Source organism: Acinetobacter sp. ANC 4218 (assembly GCF_002135245.1).
Taxonomy (GTDB): Bacteria; Pseudomonadota; Gammaproteobacteria; order Pseudomonadales; family Moraxellaceae; genus Acinetobacter.
Window position 1 is genome coordinate 1 of record NZ_NEGD01000002.1, and the last position, 19,311, is coordinate 19,311.

17 protein-coding genes and 1 rRNA gene are annotated in these 19,311 nt (G+C 43.6%); 11 read left to right on the forward strand and 7 right to left on the reverse strand.

What is annotated here, in order from left to right:
- The first annotated feature begins 35 nt into the window (after positions 1 to 35).
- The 3 genes from rrf (at position 36) to B9T38_RS01690 (ending at position 3,912) form a co-directional block, all read left to right on the forward strand.
- Positions 36 to 150 (forward strand): 5S ribosomal RNA (gene rrf / locus B9T38_RS01680).
- A gap of 457 nt (positions 151 to 607) precedes the next feature.
- Entirely contained in the window at positions 608 to 3,016 is a 2,409-nt protein-coding gene (locus B9T38_RS01685) for a YgiQ family radical SAM protein (protein WP_086195145.1), read from the forward strand.
- 350 nt (positions 3,017 to 3,366) lie between these two features.
- The gene (locus B9T38_RS01690) at positions 3,367 to 3,912 is read left to right on the forward strand and encodes a DUF2726 domain-containing protein (protein ID WP_086195146.1); all 546 of its coding nucleotides are present in this window, start codon (positions 3,367 to 3,369) and stop codon (positions 3,910 to 3,912) included.
- A 44-nt stretch (positions 3,913 to 3,956) separates the two neighbouring features.
- On the opposite strand, the gene B9T38_RS01695 is transcribed toward B9T38_RS01690, so the two are convergent.
- Positions 3,957 to 4,316 carry a RidA family protein gene (locus B9T38_RS01695; protein WP_086195147.1) on the reverse strand — a complete coding sequence of 120 codons (360 nt, stop codon included), beginning with the start codon at positions 4,314 to 4,316 and terminating at the stop codon, positions 3,957 to 3,959.
- A 279-nt stretch (positions 4,317 to 4,595) separates the two neighbouring features.
- On the opposite strand from B9T38_RS01695, the gene B9T38_RS01700 reads away from it, so the two are divergent.
- Complete coding sequence (locus tag B9T38_RS01700) at positions 4,596 to 5,027, forward strand: Sbal_3080 family lipoprotein (RefSeq protein ID WP_086195148.1); 432 nt, start codon at positions 4,596 to 4,598, stop codon at positions 5,025 to 5,027.
- A complete protein-coding gene (locus tag B9T38_RS01705) occupies positions 5,027 to 5,395 on the forward strand; it encodes a hypothetical protein (RefSeq protein WP_086195149.1) in 369 nt (122 codons plus the stop codon). The genes B9T38_RS01700 and B9T38_RS01705 overlap by 1 nt, the downstream gene beginning before the upstream one ends.
- Before the next feature lie 479 nt (positions 5,396 to 5,874).
- On the opposite strand, the gene dinB is transcribed toward B9T38_RS01705, so the two are convergent.
- The 6 genes from dinB to B9T38_RS01730 all read right to left on the reverse strand — a co-directional run bounded on the left by dinB (position 5,875) and on the right by B9T38_RS01730 (position 10,414).
- On the reverse strand, positions 5,875 to 6,930 hold the full coding sequence (gene dinB, locus B9T38_RS01710) for a DNA polymerase IV (protein WP_086195150.1): 1,056 nt from the start codon (positions 6,928 to 6,930) through the stop codon (positions 5,875 to 5,877).
- A gap of 47 nt (positions 6,931 to 6,977) precedes the next feature.
- Positions 6,978 to 7,196 carry an MBL fold metallo-hydrolase gene (locus tag B9T38_RS01715; protein WP_143222636.1) on the reverse strand — a complete coding sequence of 73 codons (219 nt, stop codon included), beginning with the start codon at positions 7,194 to 7,196 and terminating at the stop codon, positions 6,978 to 6,980.
- Positions 7,177 to 7,350 (reverse strand): hypothetical protein, encoded by a 174-nt coding sequence (locus B9T38_RS16690; protein ID WP_171263143.1) that lies wholly within the window; start codon positions 7,348 to 7,350, stop codon positions 7,177 to 7,179. Before B9T38_RS16690 ends, B9T38_RS01715 begins: the two co-directional genes overlap by 20 nt.
- Before the next feature lie 60 nt (positions 7,351 to 7,410).
- Positions 7,411 to 8,196 carry a glycoside hydrolase family 25 protein gene (locus tag B9T38_RS01720; protein ID WP_171263144.1) on the reverse strand — a complete coding sequence of 262 codons (786 nt, stop codon included), beginning with the start codon at positions 8,194 to 8,196 and terminating at the stop codon, positions 7,411 to 7,413.
- 86 nt (positions 8,197 to 8,282) lie between these two features.
- Positions 8,283 to 9,668, reverse strand: a complete 1,386-nt coding sequence (mdtD, locus tag B9T38_RS01725; RefSeq protein ID WP_086195152.1) for a multidrug transporter subunit MdtD — start codon at positions 9,666 to 9,668, stop codon at positions 8,283 to 8,285.
- 125 nt (positions 9,669 to 9,793) lie between these two features.
- Positions 9,794 to 10,414, reverse strand: a complete 621-nt coding sequence (locus B9T38_RS01730) for an LOG family protein (RefSeq protein ID WP_086195416.1) — start codon at positions 10,412 to 10,414, stop codon at positions 9,794 to 9,796.
- Between the two features lie 341 nt (positions 10,415 to 10,755).
- Between B9T38_RS01730 and B9T38_RS01735 the strand changes: the two genes are divergently transcribed.
- The 6 genes from B9T38_RS01735 (at position 10,756) to B9T38_RS01760 (ending at position 19,264) form a co-directional block, all read left to right on the forward strand.
- The gene (locus B9T38_RS01735; protein WP_086195153.1) at positions 10,756 to 12,333 is read left to right on the forward strand and encodes a TerC family protein; all 1,578 of its coding nucleotides are present in this window, start codon (positions 10,756 to 10,758) and stop codon (positions 12,331 to 12,333) included.
- A gap of 94 nt (positions 12,334 to 12,427) precedes the next feature.
- On the forward strand, positions 12,428 to 12,895 hold the full coding sequence (locus B9T38_RS01740; protein WP_086195154.1) for a YchJ family protein: 468 nt from the start codon (positions 12,428 to 12,430) through the stop codon (positions 12,893 to 12,895).
- Positions 12,896 to 12,955: 60 nt separating this feature from the next.
- Positions 12,956 to 13,600 carry a trimeric intracellular cation channel family protein gene (locus B9T38_RS01745; protein WP_086195155.1) on the forward strand — a complete coding sequence of 215 codons (645 nt, stop codon included), beginning with the start codon at positions 12,956 to 12,958 and terminating at the stop codon, positions 13,598 to 13,600.
- 135 nt (positions 13,601 to 13,735) lie between these two features.
- Positions 13,736 to 15,055, forward strand: coding sequence for a niacin transporter NiaP (gene niaP, locus B9T38_RS01750; RefSeq protein WP_086195156.1), 1,320 nt, complete (start codon positions 13,736 to 13,738; stop codon positions 15,053 to 15,055).
- A gap of 164 nt (positions 15,056 to 15,219) precedes the next feature.
- Complete coding sequence (gene parC, locus B9T38_RS01755) at positions 15,220 to 17,439, forward strand: DNA topoisomerase IV subunit A (RefSeq protein ID WP_086195157.1); 2,220 nt, start codon at positions 15,220 to 15,222, stop codon at positions 17,437 to 17,439.
- A 148-nt stretch (positions 17,440 to 17,587) separates the two neighbouring features.
- Positions 17,588 to 19,264 (forward strand): AMP-binding protein, encoded by a 1,677-nt coding sequence (locus tag B9T38_RS01760; RefSeq protein ID WP_086195158.1) that lies wholly within the window; start codon positions 17,588 to 17,590, stop codon positions 19,262 to 19,264.
- The last annotated feature ends 47 nt before the right edge of the window (positions 19,265 to 19,311 follow it).

Genomic DNA, 19,311 nt, shown 5'->3' on the forward strand with positions numbered 1-19,311 from the left:
TAAATAAGACCAAACGCAAAGTCATAAACAGTTGTGCTGGCGACCATAGCAAGAGTGAACCACCTGATCCCTTCCCGAACTCAGAAGTGAAACCTCTTAGCGCTGATGGTAGTGTGGGATTACCCATGTGAGAGTAAGTCATCGCCAGCTCATTATTCTTAAAAAGCCCCTGCATAAAGCAGGGGCTTTTTTTATGCCTGGAATTCTTATTAATTAGCTCCTCAGATTCTAGTCCAAATATCCTAATCATCAGCAGCATCAGAGTCTGGAGGTTGCTTACTTTAAAATATTTCAAACCTTATTCTATCCAATGCTCATATTTCAAAGAATTATTGCTCAAGAATGTATCGGATCTTAAATTACGCTTTTTATTTCTTCAAGAGTTTGCTTGATTCGCTGCTTTGTTCGTGTGTTTAACTATATAAGTGATCACTTACTGGAGCAGCTTTTTCAACTGAAGGATTATTTGGGGAGAATAAATTAAATCACTGGTTTTGTATAAATTATAATCAAGCAAGCTGAGTCGAATTCATGCTAAAATACTCGGCTTTCATCTTTGATCTAATTTTTAGATCTTCCATCATCTGCCAGCCGAGAATTGCTAGCCATGTCTACTGCTTATACCATGCAGACTGCGCCTACAGCGTTGTTTGATTACGACAAATATTGGGCGTCCTGTTTTGAACCTGCGCCATTTTTGCCGATGTCACGCGAGGAGATGGATCAACTCGGTTGGGATAGTTGTGACTTTATTTTAGTCTGTGGTGATGCGTATATCGATCATCCCTCTTTCTGTTCGGGCATTATTGGCCGTACTTTAGAAGCTCAAGGTTTCCGTGTCGGGATTATTGCCCAGCCGGACTGGACCAGCGTGGATGCGTTCCGCGTATTGGGTAAACCGAATATTGCTTGGGGTGTGACGGCCGGTAATATGGATTCGATGATCAACCGCTACACTGCTGACCGTAAAATCCGTTCAGATGATGCCTATTCTCCAGATAATGTGCCGAATAAACGTCCTGACCGCGCGGCAACCGTATATTGCCAGCGTGTACGTGAAGCCTATCCTGATGTGCCGGTATTGTTAGGGGGTATTGAAGCTTCTCTACGTCGTATTGCTCATTATGACTATTGGTCAGATAAAGTCCGTCGTTCGGTATTGATGGATTCTAAAGCCGATCTTCTGATGTACGGTAATGGCGAACGCTCGATTGTCGAAGTGATGCACCGTTTGGCTAAAGGTGAAAAAATTACTGATATCACGGATGTCCGTGGTACGGCATTTATTGTCAATAAACATAACCGTGCTTCTAAAGCTAAATTCGTTGAAATTGCATCGAATGATGTGGACACCATCGGTCGTGTAGATCCCATCATCAACCCTTATGTGATGACGGAAGATCTGGATGGTTGTGAAATCGAAAAAGATAAAGGCAATAGTTTAAGCCAGTATCAAGGCTTCCAAAAAGAAGCTGTGACAAATCCAATTGTCCGTGAAGGTGACAATCTGGATGCCGATACGCAAATTGTACAGTTACACCCTGCCTCCAAAGCGATTAAACACAAATTACCTCCACGAGAACTGGCGGTCATTCGTTTGCCTGCTTTTGAAGAAGTCGTCAATGACCCCGTATTATACGCACATGCCAACCGTATCCTGCATTTGGAAACCAATCCGGGGAATGCGCGTGCCTTAGTACAAAAGCATGGTGAACGTGATGTGTGGTTGAATGCACCACCTATTCCATTAACCACAGAAGAAATGGATTATGTGTTTGATCTGCCTTATGCACGTCTGCCACATCCTGCATATGGTAATGCACGTTTCCCGGCTTTTGACATGATCAAATTTTCGGTCAACATCATGCGTGGTTGCTTCGGTGGTTGTACTTTCTGTTCCATCACGGAACATGAAGGCCGTATTATCCAGAACCGTTCGGAAGACTCAATTCTGCGTGAAGTGGAGAAGATTCGTGATACCGCACCGGGCTTTACCGGCATTATCTCGGATTTAGGTGGTCCAACAGCTAATATGTACCGTTTGCACTGTAAAGACCCTGAGATTGAGAAAAACTGTCGTAAGCCATCGTGCGTATTCCCGGGTGTGTGTCAGAATTTGCATACCGACCATGCGCCATTGACGCAGTTATACCGTAAAGCACGTGCACTTAAAGGCATCAAGAAAATTCTGATCGGTTCAGGTTTACGTTATGACCTGGCGGTATTAAACCCTGAATATGTCAAAGAATTGGTCACTCATCACGTGGGTGGTTATCTCAAAATTGCGCCTGAACATACCGAAAAAGGTCCATTATCCAAGATGATGAAACCGGGGATTGGCACTTACGACCGTTTCAAACAGATGTTTGATCGCTTTAGTAAGGAAGCCGGTAAAGAACAGTATCTGATTCCTTACTTTATCGCGGCGCATCCGGGGACCACCGATTACGATATGATGAACCTGGCGATCTGGTTGAAAAAGAATGGTTTCCGTGCCGATCAGGTACAAACCTTCTATCCATCGCCAATGGCCACAGCAACCACCATGTATTACACCGGTAAAAATCCGCTGGCAAAAGTGGCGCGTTATACTGAAAATGTGGATATTGTGAAAGGTGAGAAACGTCGCCGCTTGCACAAGGCTTTCTTGCGTTACCATGATCCAAATAACTGGCCAATGTTACGTGAAGCTTTGAAAGAAATGGGCCGCTCAGACTTGATTGGTAATTCGAAACAACATCTGATTCCGAGCTATCAACCGCAAGGCACAGAAGGGCAATATCAGTCGGCACGCAAGAAAAACTCGACCTTGGCGGGGGATTCTGCAAAACGAACAGGTGAAAATACTGCACGTAATCAATCACGTAATGTTGCCAATACAAATGGCAATAATCGTCCTAAAAAAGGCCAGATCCTGACTCAACATACTGGCTTACCACCACGTGAAACTGGGGAGAAACGTCCATTTGCGGGTTCTAAATCCAAGATTAAATCTAAGCCTAAGTCAAAGGCTTGATTTAAAAATAAAAAAAGGACGCTTAGGCGTTCTTTTTTTACCATTCAATTAAATAGCTCTCTAATGAAAACAGCTCATCGGAATTGTAGGACAATATTCAAAAGTAGTCTTGCATCCCTACTGTGCCTTGAGCTACAGTAATTTGGTGTCAGATAATGGATGAATCCTAGGCATAGATGTAAAAAATAAAATCAGTGCAACTTTTTGTCAGCATTTATAATGTTTTCGTCATGATTAAATGCAGTTCGTTTGCTTGAAATATTTAATAAAAATAAGCGTTGTATACTGAGGTTGATAACAAGCATCGGTGTGACACCGGAAAGACTATAAAAAATTAAAGGATTAAGAGGATGATAATTTATATTTTGGTCGGAAGTTTACTTCTGTTTGGCATTCTGCTGAAGGCTTGGAAAAGTCTGGAAGGTAGTGCTAAACAGCAAGATAGTGCTTTAAAACAAAGAGCTATTTTTAATATTAGTGAACAGATCACATTTACACGCCTTAAAGAAATATTGCCGCGCAGTACTGTGTTGGCTCATGTTTCATTTGATGCCTTGTTGACGACCAAATACAGCCGTACCCGCCATAAATATCGCAATATGGTGGCAGATTTTGTGATTCTGGATGAACATCATCAGGTGCTTGCGATTATTGCATTGGATGATCCCATGGCCTTACGCCATCCGCAAAATGCCCAGTATCAGGATGCGCTGTTGGCGATGGCCGGGTATCGGGTGATTCGCTATGAAGATGTACCGGAATATTTTCAGTTAAGACAAGATTTTTTAATTGAAAACCCTACTGATTTTCAGCTAGATGAGTTAACAGAAGTTTCAATAAAAAAGTATAATTTTTATCCAGATTTGGGCCGAAAGAAAATCCGCCTGTTAGGTTAAATCACTATAAGCATGAATGACTGTTCATGCTTATTTTTTGGCTTTTAATTCGATGCACGAACAGCAGTGACAGTCATTTCTACCAGAACATCAGGAGCATACAACTTGGCCTCGACACAGGTACGAGGCAGGGCTTCAATATCAGCGACCCAGGCATCCCAGATTTGATTCATCGCCGCATAGTCATTTTCAATATCTTTTAAATAAATGGTTACAGACATAATCTGGCTCTTGTCTGTACCCGCATCCGCCAGCAAACGATCAATAATTTCTAGGGTTTGCCATGTCTGACCTTTAATATCCAGCGTGGTATCTGCAGCCAATTGACCAGCCAGATGTACCAGGTTGCCTGAAATGGCAATTTCAGAAAAGCGCTTTTCAACATGCAGACGTTGTACTGTCATAATATAAGTCCTTTATTTTCGGCATAATTGCTGCGAGCCATATCTTGATCATACAGCCTACAGCCAGGTAGATGGCAACATCATAATGCCATGAGCTGTGAGCGTAAATCACTCATCGTGCAGTTATTGTTGGGCTATAGCTAACGCTGTACGTGCATGGAGTTAAAGTAATAGGGTAGTTATACTAAGCTATTTACGTACAGAGCTTAGGTCATTTCCTTTAAGCCTTAATGCTCAACTAAAATTATGCTATAAGACACTAATTAAAATAGGAATTTTATGAAAATAATAATTTTATTCGGCTCTATGATGCTTCTTACTGGGTGCGCTACAACTAAAATCACACCTGTACAATTAAGCCAAGGGGAAAAGATTCAAAAAGTTTGTATAAAGCATAACCCTAAAGTGATAGTTCAAAATCTAGAGGACATCATTACTTCTCGTTTGGAATATCACAATATTGCTACTCAAGTTTATAGTGGGGAAAGACCAGAACTATGTGAATATTCACTCAGGTATGTAGCATATCAAAAGTGGGATTTTTCAATAGTACTTACTCAGGCACAATTAATTCTCTATAAAAATGAAAAACGAGTTGGGGTTGCTGAATACAAATTACATGCTGGGGGATTATTAAATCCTACTAAGTACAAAAGTAATGAATCCAAAATAGAACCGTTAGTTGATCAGTTAATTGGAGAAATTCAATAATGACATTTATGAAAGTTAAAGCACTAGTTATTAGTGTGCTGATTTTAACTGGTTGTGCAACAGCAGATATTGTTCCTATTGGTAGAGATACCTATATGATTTCTCAAATGTCAGCTGGTGGAGTATTTACCAATACATCCAAACTTAAGTCAGATGTAATTTTAAGAGCTAATGCTTTTGCCGAAAGTAAAAATAAGATCGCTATCCCTGTTGCATCCACTGCACAATCTGCTGTTCCAGGTAGACTTCCTAGTTTTGAATATCAGTTTCGATTAGTTGATAAGGATGATCCTAGAGCTATTGGTAATGAGTTGCGTTCTACTCCTGACAAAATAAACGAAGAAAGAATCATATTGAAACACGAGTAAGCTTCTTAAAATTGTTTCATCTATGTATATGATTTATCTAAAGCAGAAAGTCCGCCTAGTTGCGGACTTTATTGCATTATCGCCTGTCAAAAATCTATCACTGTACTATGGTTGCCACAGCAGAGATTTGTTAAATGAACCGGGATAATCAGAACATAAGGTAGCAAAGCGGACTGATCGGCAGCTGCATGTATAAAATGCTTTAGCACAGTATGAAATCTGCTGTTTTTAGGAATTTATAGAGAGATATGCAGAAGAAATGCGAGCGAGGGACCATGCGGTTTAACAGAGTTGCCCTGTAACATTCGGATTTGATCGTCACGCCAATCACAGGACAGTATGCTAAAAGTAAAGGTGATTTTTAGCATCTCGGCGTCTACATGGATAAATGTATCGCGCCCATAGAGTACCCCAAAAATCGTACTTGTGTGTAGTCAATTGGTCTAATCACGTTCTTTTGGTTGAAAAATATGCAAACTCTACCAGAGAGAAAGCTGTGATTGATCCTGTTGTTCCGAAAGCTGGTACAGTCCAACACCAATGAGTCGAAACTGAAAATGTTGCGGAATATGCATTTCAATGAGTAGCTGTTGCAGTACCTGTTCCAGTTGTTGCCGATTTTGCAAAGGCTGTTTGAAACTTTTGCTATGTTGCAAGACCTGAAAATTCTTTAACTTGAGTTTGGCTGAAACCCCGCGCGCACAGAGTTGTTTGCGCTCTAGACTGTTCCAGATCTGATCAATCAGTCGAGGCCAAGAGTTCTTGCATTGTGTTAAGGTTAGATCATCATCAAAGGTGGTTTCCTTGGAAATTTGCTGGCGTTCACGCTCCGCCTGTACCGGACGTTCATCGATGCCCTGGGCATAGAGAAAAAGTCGTTTGCCATATTTGCCAAAATGCTGAACCAGTACATTTTGCTCAATTTTTTGTAAATCTCCCAGCGTTTGTAATTGCAGCAACTTGAGCTTTTCTTGCATCACTTTTCCTACACCTGGAATTTTTTTCAGCGGTAAATCCTGAATAAAATGCTGCACCTGTGAGGGCTTAATGACACAAATGCCATCTGGTTTGTTCCAGTCTGAAGCAATTTTGGCTAAAAATTTATTTGGTGCTACCCCGGCAGAGGCTGTTAAACCAGTCGCTTGGAAAATATCTTCCCTTATTCGCATAGCTACTTCAGTAGCACTTGGAATATTTTGCAGATTTTCTGTGACATCCAGATAAGCTTCATCTAAAGATAAGGGTTCAATCAGCGGCGTGTAACGCTGGAACACCTGATGAATCTGGGCGGAGATGGCACGGTATTTTTCAAAATTGGGCTCAATCGCCACTACATGTTGACAAAGCTTTCGGCCTTGTGCCATCGACATGGCAGAGCGCAATCCAAACTCGCGCGCAGGGTAGGACGCTGCACAAATCACGGCCCTTGGATGATGGGAAGACACGACCACCGGCAAATGCTTTAACTCCGGTCGGTCTTTGAGTTCCACAGATGCAAAAAAGGCATCCATATCGATGTGAATGATTTTTCTCATGCAGTCCCAAACTCTGCTTGTATGCGCTGGGCTTCAGTATCTCATCTTCATGGGGCAGATTGTAGAGCAGGATCAAGTGGATACGACACAGGTTGACTAAGTAAAACCGGTCGGGTGTGTTGTTGTTCTGCTGCTTGAATCAGAATTTTGAGGCTTTGCTCGGTGTGATCTGCCAGGTACGGTAAAAACTCCAAAGGCTGGTCAATCGGCTTGAAAAAATTATCCCAATGAATGGGTACCACCACTTTAGGTTTTAATGTTCTCAAGCTTTGATCGAGATAGTTTTGCAGATGACTGATATTGCCATTTTTGAAAATCAGACATTTGACCGGAAGGCTGCGGCAGCAAAACCACTGCAGCCACTCCAACGAGTATGTTGATGCCTACTCCCAACAGCCAAAATCCTTTTTTAATCGACATAATTTTCCCATTTTTTATGCAGTCTTATTTTTATTGTGGTGAAATTTTGAGTTTATCTTGTTATTTTTTCGGTAAAGTTTCCACTTTGTTCAGTGGATAGATTCCATTGCGTTCTAAAAATCGTGTCCAGTCATCCGCATCACCATTAAACACATTTAAGTCGACGGTTTTGTTAATGCCCTTGATGGTACCCTGATTGGTATGCTGCCAAAACAGCCATTTTGGCTTGCCTTTTAAATCGGGTTTGCTGTGATATTCACGGACCCAGAGCGGTGTTTTTGCAAACTCTCCCGCTAAAATAATGTTATAGAAAGCTTTGGAAATATAGAAAATCGGTTGTTTGCCATAATGCTGATACAGCCGGTCATGCATGACCTGAATTTCTTTTAGCAGTTGTTCCTTGGTATAGGTATTGATGCAGTTGCTGTCATATTCGAGATCAATCACTGGAGGCAACGCATCGGCTTTATTGGGTACGGTTTCAATAAAATTTTGCGCCTGAATTTCGCCATCCCTGCATAAACGATAAAAATGATAGGCACCCACAGTGAAACCATGTTCACGGGCTTGCAGCCAGTAATCCTGAAATTTCCGATCTTTAAAATCACCACCTTCAGTAGCTTTCAGATAAACAAATCGATAGGTTTTGGGTGAGATCTGTTGCCATTGAATGTCGCCCTGATGATGCGATACATCAAAACCTTTGACCGGATATTCCTGTGCCGAAGCAGGATGATGAGGCAAGACAAAAAAATACAATACGATTGCAACACAGCTCAGCAACAGGCCGACGCAAGAGGCATACAGCTTGTGATGATGATGCTTGGCGAATCGTTTATTAGACATAGATAATTTAGGCGTGATTTATCAAACACATGATAACGCGATCTGAACATTCAGACCACGTTGTTTCTGATGTCATCTGATTCTACTTAGGTGTGGCGTGGAATTTGCCAGAAAATGGCTGCGGTAATCAGGTTAATGCAGCCGAGGAAAATCAAGGTGGTATGGAAAGCTGTAACGATCTGCTCACTACCGAAATAGGCGGTAAACAGGTTGACCATGGTTCCGGCCAAAGCCACGCCGATACTCATCGATACCATCATGATCATTGACAAAAAACTGTTGCCACTACTGGCATCTTGCTGAGGTAAATCCTTCAGGGTCAGGGTATTCATGGAGACAAACTGCAAAGAATTTAGTATGCCGAAAACAAAGAAATGTAAGGCTCTTAACCAGGTCGGGGTATCCGCCGTGCTGAGGGCAAAACTGGCGATACAGGCACCCACCAGCAAGGTATTGACCAGTAATACCTTACGATAACCAAAGCGTTGAATAATCTGGCGAATAATCGGCTTGGAAGCGAGAGAACCCAGTACGGTCGGAATCATCAACAGACCGGTAATAAATGGCTCAAAGCCAAAGGCAACCTGCAACATCAGCGGAATTAAAAAAGGTATCGCGTTGCCGCCTAAGCGGGCAAAGAAATTACCGATAATGCCAATTGCATAAATTTTATTGCTGAATAATGTGCTACGGAACAGCGCATTATGATGTGTATGTGCATGTATAGCATACACAATCGCTGCCAAGACACCCGCAAGTACCAGACCCATACTCCACCATAGCGATTGATGTGGGCTGGCAAAATTTTCAATGCCCAGTGAAAGTCCCACCATGGCGATGACCAGCAGGATAAAACCTGAAAAATCAAAAGATTTGACAGTGGGTTCAGTGATGTTTGGCATGGCCTTCAAGGTAATCAGAACGCCTAACAGCCCCATCGGAATATTAATTAAAAAAATCCAGTGCCATGTTGTCACTTCGACCATCCATCCGCCCAATGTCGGACCAATCAAGGGACCCATCAGACCAGCTAAACTCATCAAGCTCATGGCAGATAAAAACTGTGTACGCGGAATGACCTTGAGCATCGCCAGCCGGCCTACAGGAAGTAACAATGCACCGCCAATGCCCTGAATGACCCGATAAAAGAGCAGCTGGTTTAAACTGCTGGACAGTCCGCAGCCCAGTGATGCCAAGGTAAAAATAATAATGGCCGTAAAGTAGGTATTACGCACACCAAAACGGTCGGCCAGCCATCCGCTTAAAGGAATACAGGCTGCTACCGAAAGCACGTAGGCCACCACCACGCTATGCATTTGTAGCGGATCTTCAGCGAGATTGGCTGCCATGGCTGGAATTGCCGTATTGACAATGGTGGTATCCAAACCTTGCATAAAAAAACCGATCGATACCAACAACACTAACAGGCGGAATTCAGGTTGTAGGGCTTGATGCGAAGGAGTGGCGTTCATAAAAATATTAAAGTGATTTTTTACAGAGTTTAAAGCAATCCGTTTAAAGTGGTGTAAGAAAAAGTTGTGCTATCCATTATGGGACAGCACTGTCTGGAGTTCGTTTTTTATGTCCTGGCTTGGACTTAAATGGCAAAGTGTTGTGGTGCATCCAGATTTTTAATGGCATTGAGAATCTGATCGGCATGATTGCAGATAATCAGTTTGGCCCGATGCTGCGGCGGTAAAAAGCCTTCACTGACCGTATGATCCAGCTGGCTCACTAGGGCATCATAAAAGCCATTCACATTATAGAGCATCATCGGTTTCTGGTGCTGATTTAACTGTCCCCAAGTGGCAATTTCCAGAATTTCTTCAAACGTGCCCAAACCCCCGGGTAAAGCGACAAAAGCACTGGCACGCTCAGCCATCATGGCCTTGCGTTCATGCATGCTGTGTACAATGTGTAATTCGGTCAGCTGATGATGCGCAATTTCATAATCCAGCATAAATTCAGGAATCACCCCGACGGTTTCACCGCCACGTTGTCTGACGGCATCAGCCACTTGCCCCATAAGGCCTATACTTGCGCCACCATAGACCATGCCGAAACCTAGATCCGCCAGTGCCTGAGCCAAAGCTACGGCTTTTTCCTGATAAATTGGCTTATTGCCTGAACGTGAACCACAGTAGAGTGCAATTAAAGGTTGAGTTGTTTTGGGAGTAGGATTGTTATGTTTGGGAGTCATTTTTAATACACTGTTCATCATTATATTTTTACCATAGCATTTTATTTTTTCAGTCTCTAGCTTAACTGTTAAATATGACAGGTCGTGATCAGCCTTATACTGACTTTGCAAAGATTTGTTGAAATTGGGTGAGCTAAAAACAGCGCAATGAGGAAAAGAGGATGAATTTCTACTTCATCTTGCTATACTAAAAATCTGTTTTCCAACAAATGAATTAACATGGGTAGTGGTTGTCCTCGCTCTGAACACTTCAATGCTTCTGAAAAAAATATACAGCATGCTGTTCATCGCATATTCAGCGATTTTAATATGAACCTTCTAAAATCAGTCCCTCATCATCCTGCACAGGAGAATATCCAATGATCTTGGAATGGATGTCAGATCCATCAGCATGGATTGGACTGGCAACTTTAGTGGTTCTAGAAATTGTACTGGGTATCGACAACCTGGTTTTTATTGCCATTTTGGCGGAAAAATTGCCCCCAGAACAGCGTAATGCAGGCCGTATCGTCGGCTTGATTATGGCTTTGTGTATGCGGTTGATTTTACTTGCATCTATTGCCTGGGTGGTGACCTTGACCCAGCCACTGTTCCATGTTCTGGATCATCCTTTTTCCGGCCGTGACCTGATTCTGCTGTTTGGTGGCGTATTCCTGCTGTTTAAAGGCACCATGGAATTACATGAGCGTATAGAAGGTGCTCAACCGCAGAAAGAAGAAAACCCGGTGCATGCCGCATTCTGGATGGTGATCGTTCAGATTGTGGTACTGGATGCCGTATTCTCTCTGGATAGCGTGATTACCGCAGTCGGCATGGTCAAAGACCTGTCGGTGATGATGATTGCGGTGGTGATTGCAGTCGGAATCATGCTGTGGGCATCTAAACCTCTGATGACCTTTGTCAACAGACACCCGACTGTGGTGATACTGTGCCTCGGCTTCCTGATGATGATCGGCTTTTCACTGATTGTTGAAGGCTTCGGTTTTCATATTCCTAAAGGCTATTTATATGCGGCGATTGGTTTCTCTGTGGTGGTGGAATTTATCAACCAGACCATGCGCCGTAATCAGGAGCGCATGGTGACCACGACGGACCTGCGTTACCGTACTGCTTCTGCCGTTATGCGTATGCTCGGGGGTAAAAGTGAATCGCAAAACAATGAAGCTGAAGATGTGCTGGCGACCCGTGCCTTTGCCGATGAAGTCTTTAATGAAGAGAACGGGGTTTACCACAGTGTGCTGGTGCAAGGTGTGCTGGGGCTGTCGGAACGGCCAGTGAAATCGGTGATGACGCCGCGTCCGGAACTGGAATGGATTGATCTGGATGAAGATGAAGCCTCCATCAAAGAACAGTTATTAAGCATGACCCATTCACGTTTGATTGTGGCACATGGTGAACTGGACAATATTGCCGGTATAGTGCTGACCCATAAAGTCATGAACGACTATATCGAAACCGGAAAACTGAATTTTGAAGCGCATTTACGCGAGCCGGTGATTGTGCATGAAAATGCTCAGGTGTTGATGGTAATGGAACAGTTGCGTCAGGCACCGCTGCAAATGGCTATTGTATTGAATGAATACGGTTCGATTGAAGGGCTTGCTACCCCGATTGATGTGCTTGAAGCGATTGCCGGTGAATTCCCGGATGAAGATGAATTTGAAACAGCGGCAGAAAGTCTGGAAGATGGCACCTTAATCCTGGAAGGTTCTACCGATATTCGTCATGTTTCCTTGTTGTTAAACCGTGATCTGGTAGATGAGTCTGAACAGTATTCAACCTTGTCCGGTTATATCCTGTTCCATCTGGGGCGTTTGCCGGAAAGTGGTGCCAAATTGCAGGCAGATAAACATATTTTTGAAGTGGTGACGATGAATGGCCATAAAATTGATAAGGTTCATATCATCCCGCTCAATCAAAATCAGACAGAAGATTAATTTCATCCTGCACAGATGATCTTTATTGAGATTGAATTAAAATAGCCCGCATTGTCGGGCTATTTGATTTATTAATTTAAGTTGGAAAAAATTGATGTCAGAAAGCAATTGTCCATGTGGACAGGGGGATTATGCCCACTGTTGCCAACCCTTACATTTGGGTCAGGCCAAAGCACACACTGCAGAGCAATTGATGCGTTCACGCTATAGTGCCTTTGCCAAGCATGAAATTGACTATATTGTGAAAACTACCGCATTAGGCCAGCAACAGGCGCTGGATGTGGCTGCGATTCGTGACTGGAGCAAGGCCAATCATTGGCTCAAGCTGGAGGTGGTGCAGGCTCAGGAAAAACTGGACAAGCACCATGCCCAGGTTGAATTTAAGGCGCATTATCATGATGGTCAGCAAGCACAGGTTCATCATGAAATTTCCCATTTTGTAAAGCATGAAGGCGCATGGTATTTCCTTGATCCGACAACCACAATGAATATTACGATGAAACAGCCGTGTATTTGCGGTTCAGGGAAAAAATTTAAGCAATGTTGTGCACAATATCTGTAATTTTCCGCTAAATTTGCCTTAGAATAGCGCGCATCAATTACCCTCAGGGGAATCAGGGCAATGTTGCTATTGGTCATCTATATTATCGCAATTACGGCTGAAGCCATGACAGGGGCACTGTCGGCAGGTCGGCGCAGTATGGACTGGTTTGGGGTAACGCTGATTGCCTGTGTGACTGCACTGGGTGGTGGCTCGGTTCGCGATGTACTGCTTGGGCACTATCCTCTGACCTGGGTGAAGCATCCGGAATATCTGGTCCTGACCTGCTGCGCAGCCTTTGTCACCATTCTGATAGCCAAATGGATGCGCCATTTACGTTCTATTTTCCTGATTCTCGATGCCCTGGGTTTAATCGGTTTTACCATCATTGGCTGCCAGATTGCCTTGCAGATGGGGCATGGTTTTGTGGTTTCCGCGGTTGCCGGGGTGTTAACCGGAGTTTCCGGCGGCATTTTGCGCGATATTCTGTGTAATGATGTGCCACTGGTATTCCGCCGTGAACTGTATGCCAGTATTTCTTTTGTTTCCGTGATCTGTTACTGGATTTGTCAGGATATTGGTTTCTCTCTAGAAATCACTGTCATTTCCACCTTAATCTTCGGTTTCTCTTTACGCTGCATCGCTATCTATTTTGGTCTGGAAATGCCGAAATTTATTTATAAAGATGACGACGACCAGTCCGCATCCTCCAAAGATGCTTCCTAGAATATTGCCTTAATATGATGAATGACCGACGAAATGAGCGGTCATCATCTGCAAATTGGCGTATAAAAATTAATACAATTATAAATCCTGTTGGGAAAGCAGCATGCATTCTTTCACCAAATCAGAGCTCTTGTTATGGATTTAGTCTCACGTATACAACGTTTACCGATTGGTAAGTTTCACTATACCTTGCTATGGGTGATTGGTCTGGGCTGGATGTTTGATGCCATGGATACCGGATTGATTTCCTTTATTTTGGCCAAAATGGCGGAAGACTGGGCCATGACGCCGGATGATAAAAGCTGGGTGGTTTCCATTGGTTTTATTGGAATGGCTATTGGGGCAGTGTGTTCGGGAGCTCTTGCCGATCGCTGGGGGCGTAAAACGGTTTTTGCTTCAACCCTGGTGATTTATAGTCTGGCAACCGCGGCTTGTGCCTTTGCACCGAACCTGAGCTGGCTGCTGGTGTTCCGTTTCATAGTCGGGCTTGGACTGGGTGGTCAGCTACCGGTGGCGGTGACGCTGGTGAGTGAGTATATTCCTGCCCATGTCCGTGGCCGCTTTATTGTGCTGCTGGAAAGTTTTTGGGGTTTGGGCTGGCTGGTGGCAGCACTGGTTTCGCGGTTTGTGATTCCAGATTTTGGCTGGCATGCTGCCTTTCTGATTGGGGGGATTCCTGCGCTGTATGCCATCGTGATCTGGAAAATGGTGCCAGAATCGGTGCCTTACTTAATTAACCGCGGTCGACATAAAGAAGCGCATGCTTTGGTGAAAAAAATTGAAGCACAATGTGGCGTGGAAGTGATTGAAATTTTTGAAGTCAAACCGGTGGCCGAAAAGCATGATATTAGCTTCTCTCAACTCTGGTCCGGCATTTTTGCCCGCCGTACCCTGATGCTGTGGCTGATCTGGTTTGGTATTGTATTTTCCTACTACGGTATTTTTACCTGGCTGCCAAGTTTACTGGTCAAAGAAGGCTATACCATTGTGAAGTCTTTTGAGTATGTATTGGTGATGATTCTGGCCCAGTTGCCGGGTTATATTGCCGCGGCATGGCTGGTGGAAAAACTGGGACGTAAGGCAACATTGGCCGGTTTCATTGCCATGTGTGCGGTCTCTGCCTACTTCTTTGGTCAATCCGACAATGTGACCCAGATTGTGCTGTGGGGCTGTTTGATGTCCTTCTTTAATTTGGGGGCTTGGGGTGTTTTATACACTTATACCCCAGAACAGTATCCAGCCAATATCCGTGCCTTCGGTTCAGGCTGGGCCGGGGCGATTGGCCGTATTGGTGGTATTTTCGCGCCATTTGCTGTCACCCATATAATGGTGCTCGACCATGGTTTCAGCTATGTCTTTATGATGTTTACCGCCGTTTTAATTGCCGTGGCACTGATTATCCTGCTGCTGGGTGAAGAAACCAAAGGTAAAACTTTAGAGTCGATTGGTTTATAAAATTGCTGATTTTTGGGTTGATTGGCCCTTATAAAATGGATATTTTTAGTCCATAAGACACAATTTGTCGCAGAGTGTGGGTTACTGCCCTTGTGTAGTCCGCAGCTGCGACATAGCATAACAACGTAGATACAAAAACGAATTATTTAGGATTTCACGCTTTTATGACCAGCCTTGTGCATCATGCGACAGAAAATCGTTCCGTAGCCGAATTTACTGAACAAGCTTACCTTAACTATGCCATGTACGTGATTATGGATCGTGCATTGCCGCATATCAGTGACGGTTTAAAACCAGTACAGCGCCGTATTGTCTTCGCCATGAGTGAATTGGGCTTAAAGTATAGCGGTAAACCGAAAAAATCGGCCCGTACCGTGGGGGATGTGCTGGGTAAATACCATCCGCATGGTGACTCTGCCTGTTATGAAGCGATGGTACTGATGGCACAGCCATTCAGTTACCGTTATCCTTTTATTGAAGGTCAAGGTAACTGGGGTTCACCCGATGATCCGAAATCTTTTGCAGCAATGCGTTATACCGAAGCCAAACTTTCGCTTTATAGTGAAGTGCTGTTGTCTGAATTGGGTCAAGGCACCTGTGATTGGCAGGACAACTTTGATGGTTCAATGAAAGAACCGGTGAATTTGCCAGCACGTGTACCGAATATCTTACTAAATGGTACTACAGGCATTGCTGTGGGGATGGCGACCGATATTCCACCGCATAACTTGCGTGAAGTGATTAAAGGCACCATCGCGCTGATCCGTAATCCAAATTTAAGCGATGAAAAAGTGGCGGAATATATTCCAGCCCCGGATTTGCCGACCAAAGCCGAAATTATTACTGCCCCTGAAGAACTGCTCAAACTGCAGACCACAGGACGTGGCAGTTACCGTATGCGTGCGGTTTATAAAATAGAAAAAAATGAAATCGTGATTACCGACTTACCGTATCAGGTGTCGGGTTCTAAAGTGATTACCCAGATTGCCGATCAGATGCAGGCGAAAAAATTGCCTTTGGTTAGTGACCTGCGTGACGAATCGGATCATCAAAATCCGACCCGTCTGGTGATTGTATTACGTTCTAACCGGATTGATGCCGAAGCAGTGATGAGTCACTTATTTGCAACGACCGATCTGGAATCCAGCTATCGCGTCAACATGAACATGATTGGTGCCGATGGCCGTCCGCAAGTGAAATCGATTCGCCGCATTTTGCTGGAATGGATCGAGATTCGTAAAAATACGGTAACGCGCCGCCTGCAATATCATTTAAATAAAATTGAAAAGCGTCTGCATATCCTGGTCGGCTTGATTATTGCCTACTTAAATATTGATGAAGTGATTCGGATTATTCGTGAGGAAGATCAGCCCAAACCGGTGCTGATGTCTCATTTCAATATTGATGAAATTCAGGCTGAAGCCATTTTAGAACTCAAGTTACGTCATTTGGCCAGACTTGAAGAAATGGAAATGCGCCGCGAACAGGAAGAACTGGAAGCGCGTGCGGCCATTATCCGCGAGCAGCTGGCCAATCCTGAATCTTTAAAAGCATTGATTATTAATGAACTTAAAGAAGATGCGAAAAAGTTTGGTGATGACCGCCGTTCGCCTATTGTACGCCGCGCCGAAGCATTGGCGATTAATGAACAGGACATGTTGCCAGCCGATCCTGTGACTGTGGTGTTGTCTGAGGCGGGCTGGATCCGTTCAGCTAAAGGCCATGAGGTCGATGCCGAAAATCTGAATTTCCGTGCCGGTGACCAATATTTAAGCCATGCCCAAGGTAAATCCAATCAACGGGTCTATGTACTGGACGATACTGGTCGTAGTTATGCACTGGCTATTAACACTTTACCTTCGGCACGTGGCTTAGGTGAACCTTTAAGTTCTAAACTTGCACCCGCCAGTGGTGTAGGTTTCATTCAGGTGTTTATTGCCGAGGATGAAGCTGAAATTTTGGCCTTGAGTTCCAAAGGTTATGGCTTTAAAACCCAGGCGAAACAACTGGATACCAATGCCAAGGCAGGGAAGTCCTTCCTGACTGTGCCTGAAGATGGCAAGGCGATGCCACTGCAAGCAATAGAACAGGCGACTCATGTGGCCTTACTCAGTTCAGCAGGCCGTATGCTGGTTGTCGATTTGTCAGAATTACCAAGCCTGAACAAAGGTAAAGGTAATAAATTGATACAACTCGAGGCGAAAGATCAAATTGTATCTATGACAATGTTGAATTTAGATGAAATAATTCAAGTAGTTGCTGGACAGCAACAATTAAAATTAAAAGGTGATGATCTTCAAAAATATATCGGTAAGCGAGGCACTAAAGGTCAACTCTTACCACGAGGATATCAAAAAGCAAATAGACTGTTCATTCAAAGATAAAACTAGCATCCCAGATATGAAATAGGCTATATATGGTGTAATTCGTGCAAATGGATGCTTTGTTGAACAATACAAAAGGAAAAAACCAGGTTCAGCAAAGAAAAAAATAGTTTAAAAACTAAGGATTAAGATTGGAGTGATAGGCATTATGGAAAAGATTTGGTTCGCTGAATACCAAAAGACAGGGATTCCAGAAACTGTAGAATTACCGGCTGAAAATACCTCATTGGTTGATGTGTTTGAGCGCAACTTCCAAAAATTTGGCTCACGTGACGCCTTTATTTTTATGGATAAAGTTCTCTCTTTTAGTGAGCTGGAAGAAGCAAGCCGTAAATTTGCAACATATTTACAAAGTTTAGGTTTGGCAAAGGGTACACGTGTGGCGGTGATGATGCCAAACGTACTTCAATATCCTGTTGTCGCATTGGGGATTTTCCGCGCAGGTTTAGTGCTTGTAAACGTCAACCCGCTTTATACTTCTCGTGAACTTGAGCATCAGTTAAATGACTCCGGTTCTGAAGTGCTGGTTATTATTGAAAACTTTGCAACGGTTTACCAGGCAATTATTGGTAAAACCCCTGTGAAGCATGTGGTAGTGGCTTCTGTGGGTGATATGTTGGGTGCCTTAAAAGGTACATTAGTCAACTTTGTTTTACGTTCAGTGCGTAAGCAAATTCCGGCTTGGAATATTCCAGGACATATTCGTTTTAATGCAGCAATGTCTAAAGTCAGCGCAAGCAATTATAAGCGTCCAAACCTTACGCTCAGTGATACAGCTGTACTTCAATATACTGGCGGTACTACCGGTGTTTCTAAAGGTGCTGAACTGACTCACCGTAACCTGGTTGCCAACATGTTGCAGTGCGACGGTATTTTCCAAAGTAAATTTGGTGCTCAAGATGGGCAACCGGATGACCGTATTTTCTGTGCTTTGCCACTCTATCACATCTTTGCCTTCATGGTCTGTGCGTTGTACGGCATGTATAAAGGTCAGGCCAACGTGCTTATTCCAAACCCGCGTGACTTACCTGCGGTAATGAAAGAACTGCGTAAATACCAGCCATCATTCTTCCCGGCAGTGAATACCCTGTTTAATGCATTGGTGAACAATGAAGAATTTAGACAGCTGGACCATAGCAAACTGAAAATGGCGATGGGTGGCGGCATGGCAGTCCTTCCTTCTACTGCTGAAGCATGGAAGAAAATTACTGGCACCAATATTATTGAAGGTTACGGTTTATCTGAAACTTCACCTGTTGCAACAGCCAATCCACCGCAATCCACTGAATTTAGCGGTACCATTGGTATTCCATTACCGTTGACTGAAGTTGCAATTTTGGATGATGATGGTAATGAAGTGCCGCTTGGCGAACAGGGTGAAATCTCTATTCGTGGTCCACAAGTCATGAAAGGCTATTGGAACCGTCCAGATGAAACTGAAAAAGTGATGATTAACGGTTTCTTCCGTACCGGTGATATTGGGATCATGGATGATCGTGGTTATATCAAGATTGTCGATCGTAAGAAAGACATGATTCTGGTGTCGGGCTTCAACGTTTATCCTTCAGAAATTGAAGAAGTAATTTCTACGCATCCTAAAGTATTGGAAGTTGCTGCGATTGGTGTGCCGGATGAAAAATCAGGTGAAGTGCCTAAACTGTTTGTGGTGAAGAAAGATCCGTCACTCACCACAGAAGAAGTGCTTGCTTTCGCTAAAGAGAACTTAACAGGCTACAAACGCCCACGTTATGTTGAATTTATAGATGAATTACCAAAGTCCAACGTAGGTAAAATCTTACGTAAAGACTTGCGTAAAACTGCATAAATGCTGCAATAAAAAAGCGCCGATCACGGCGCTTTTTTATTTGGAAA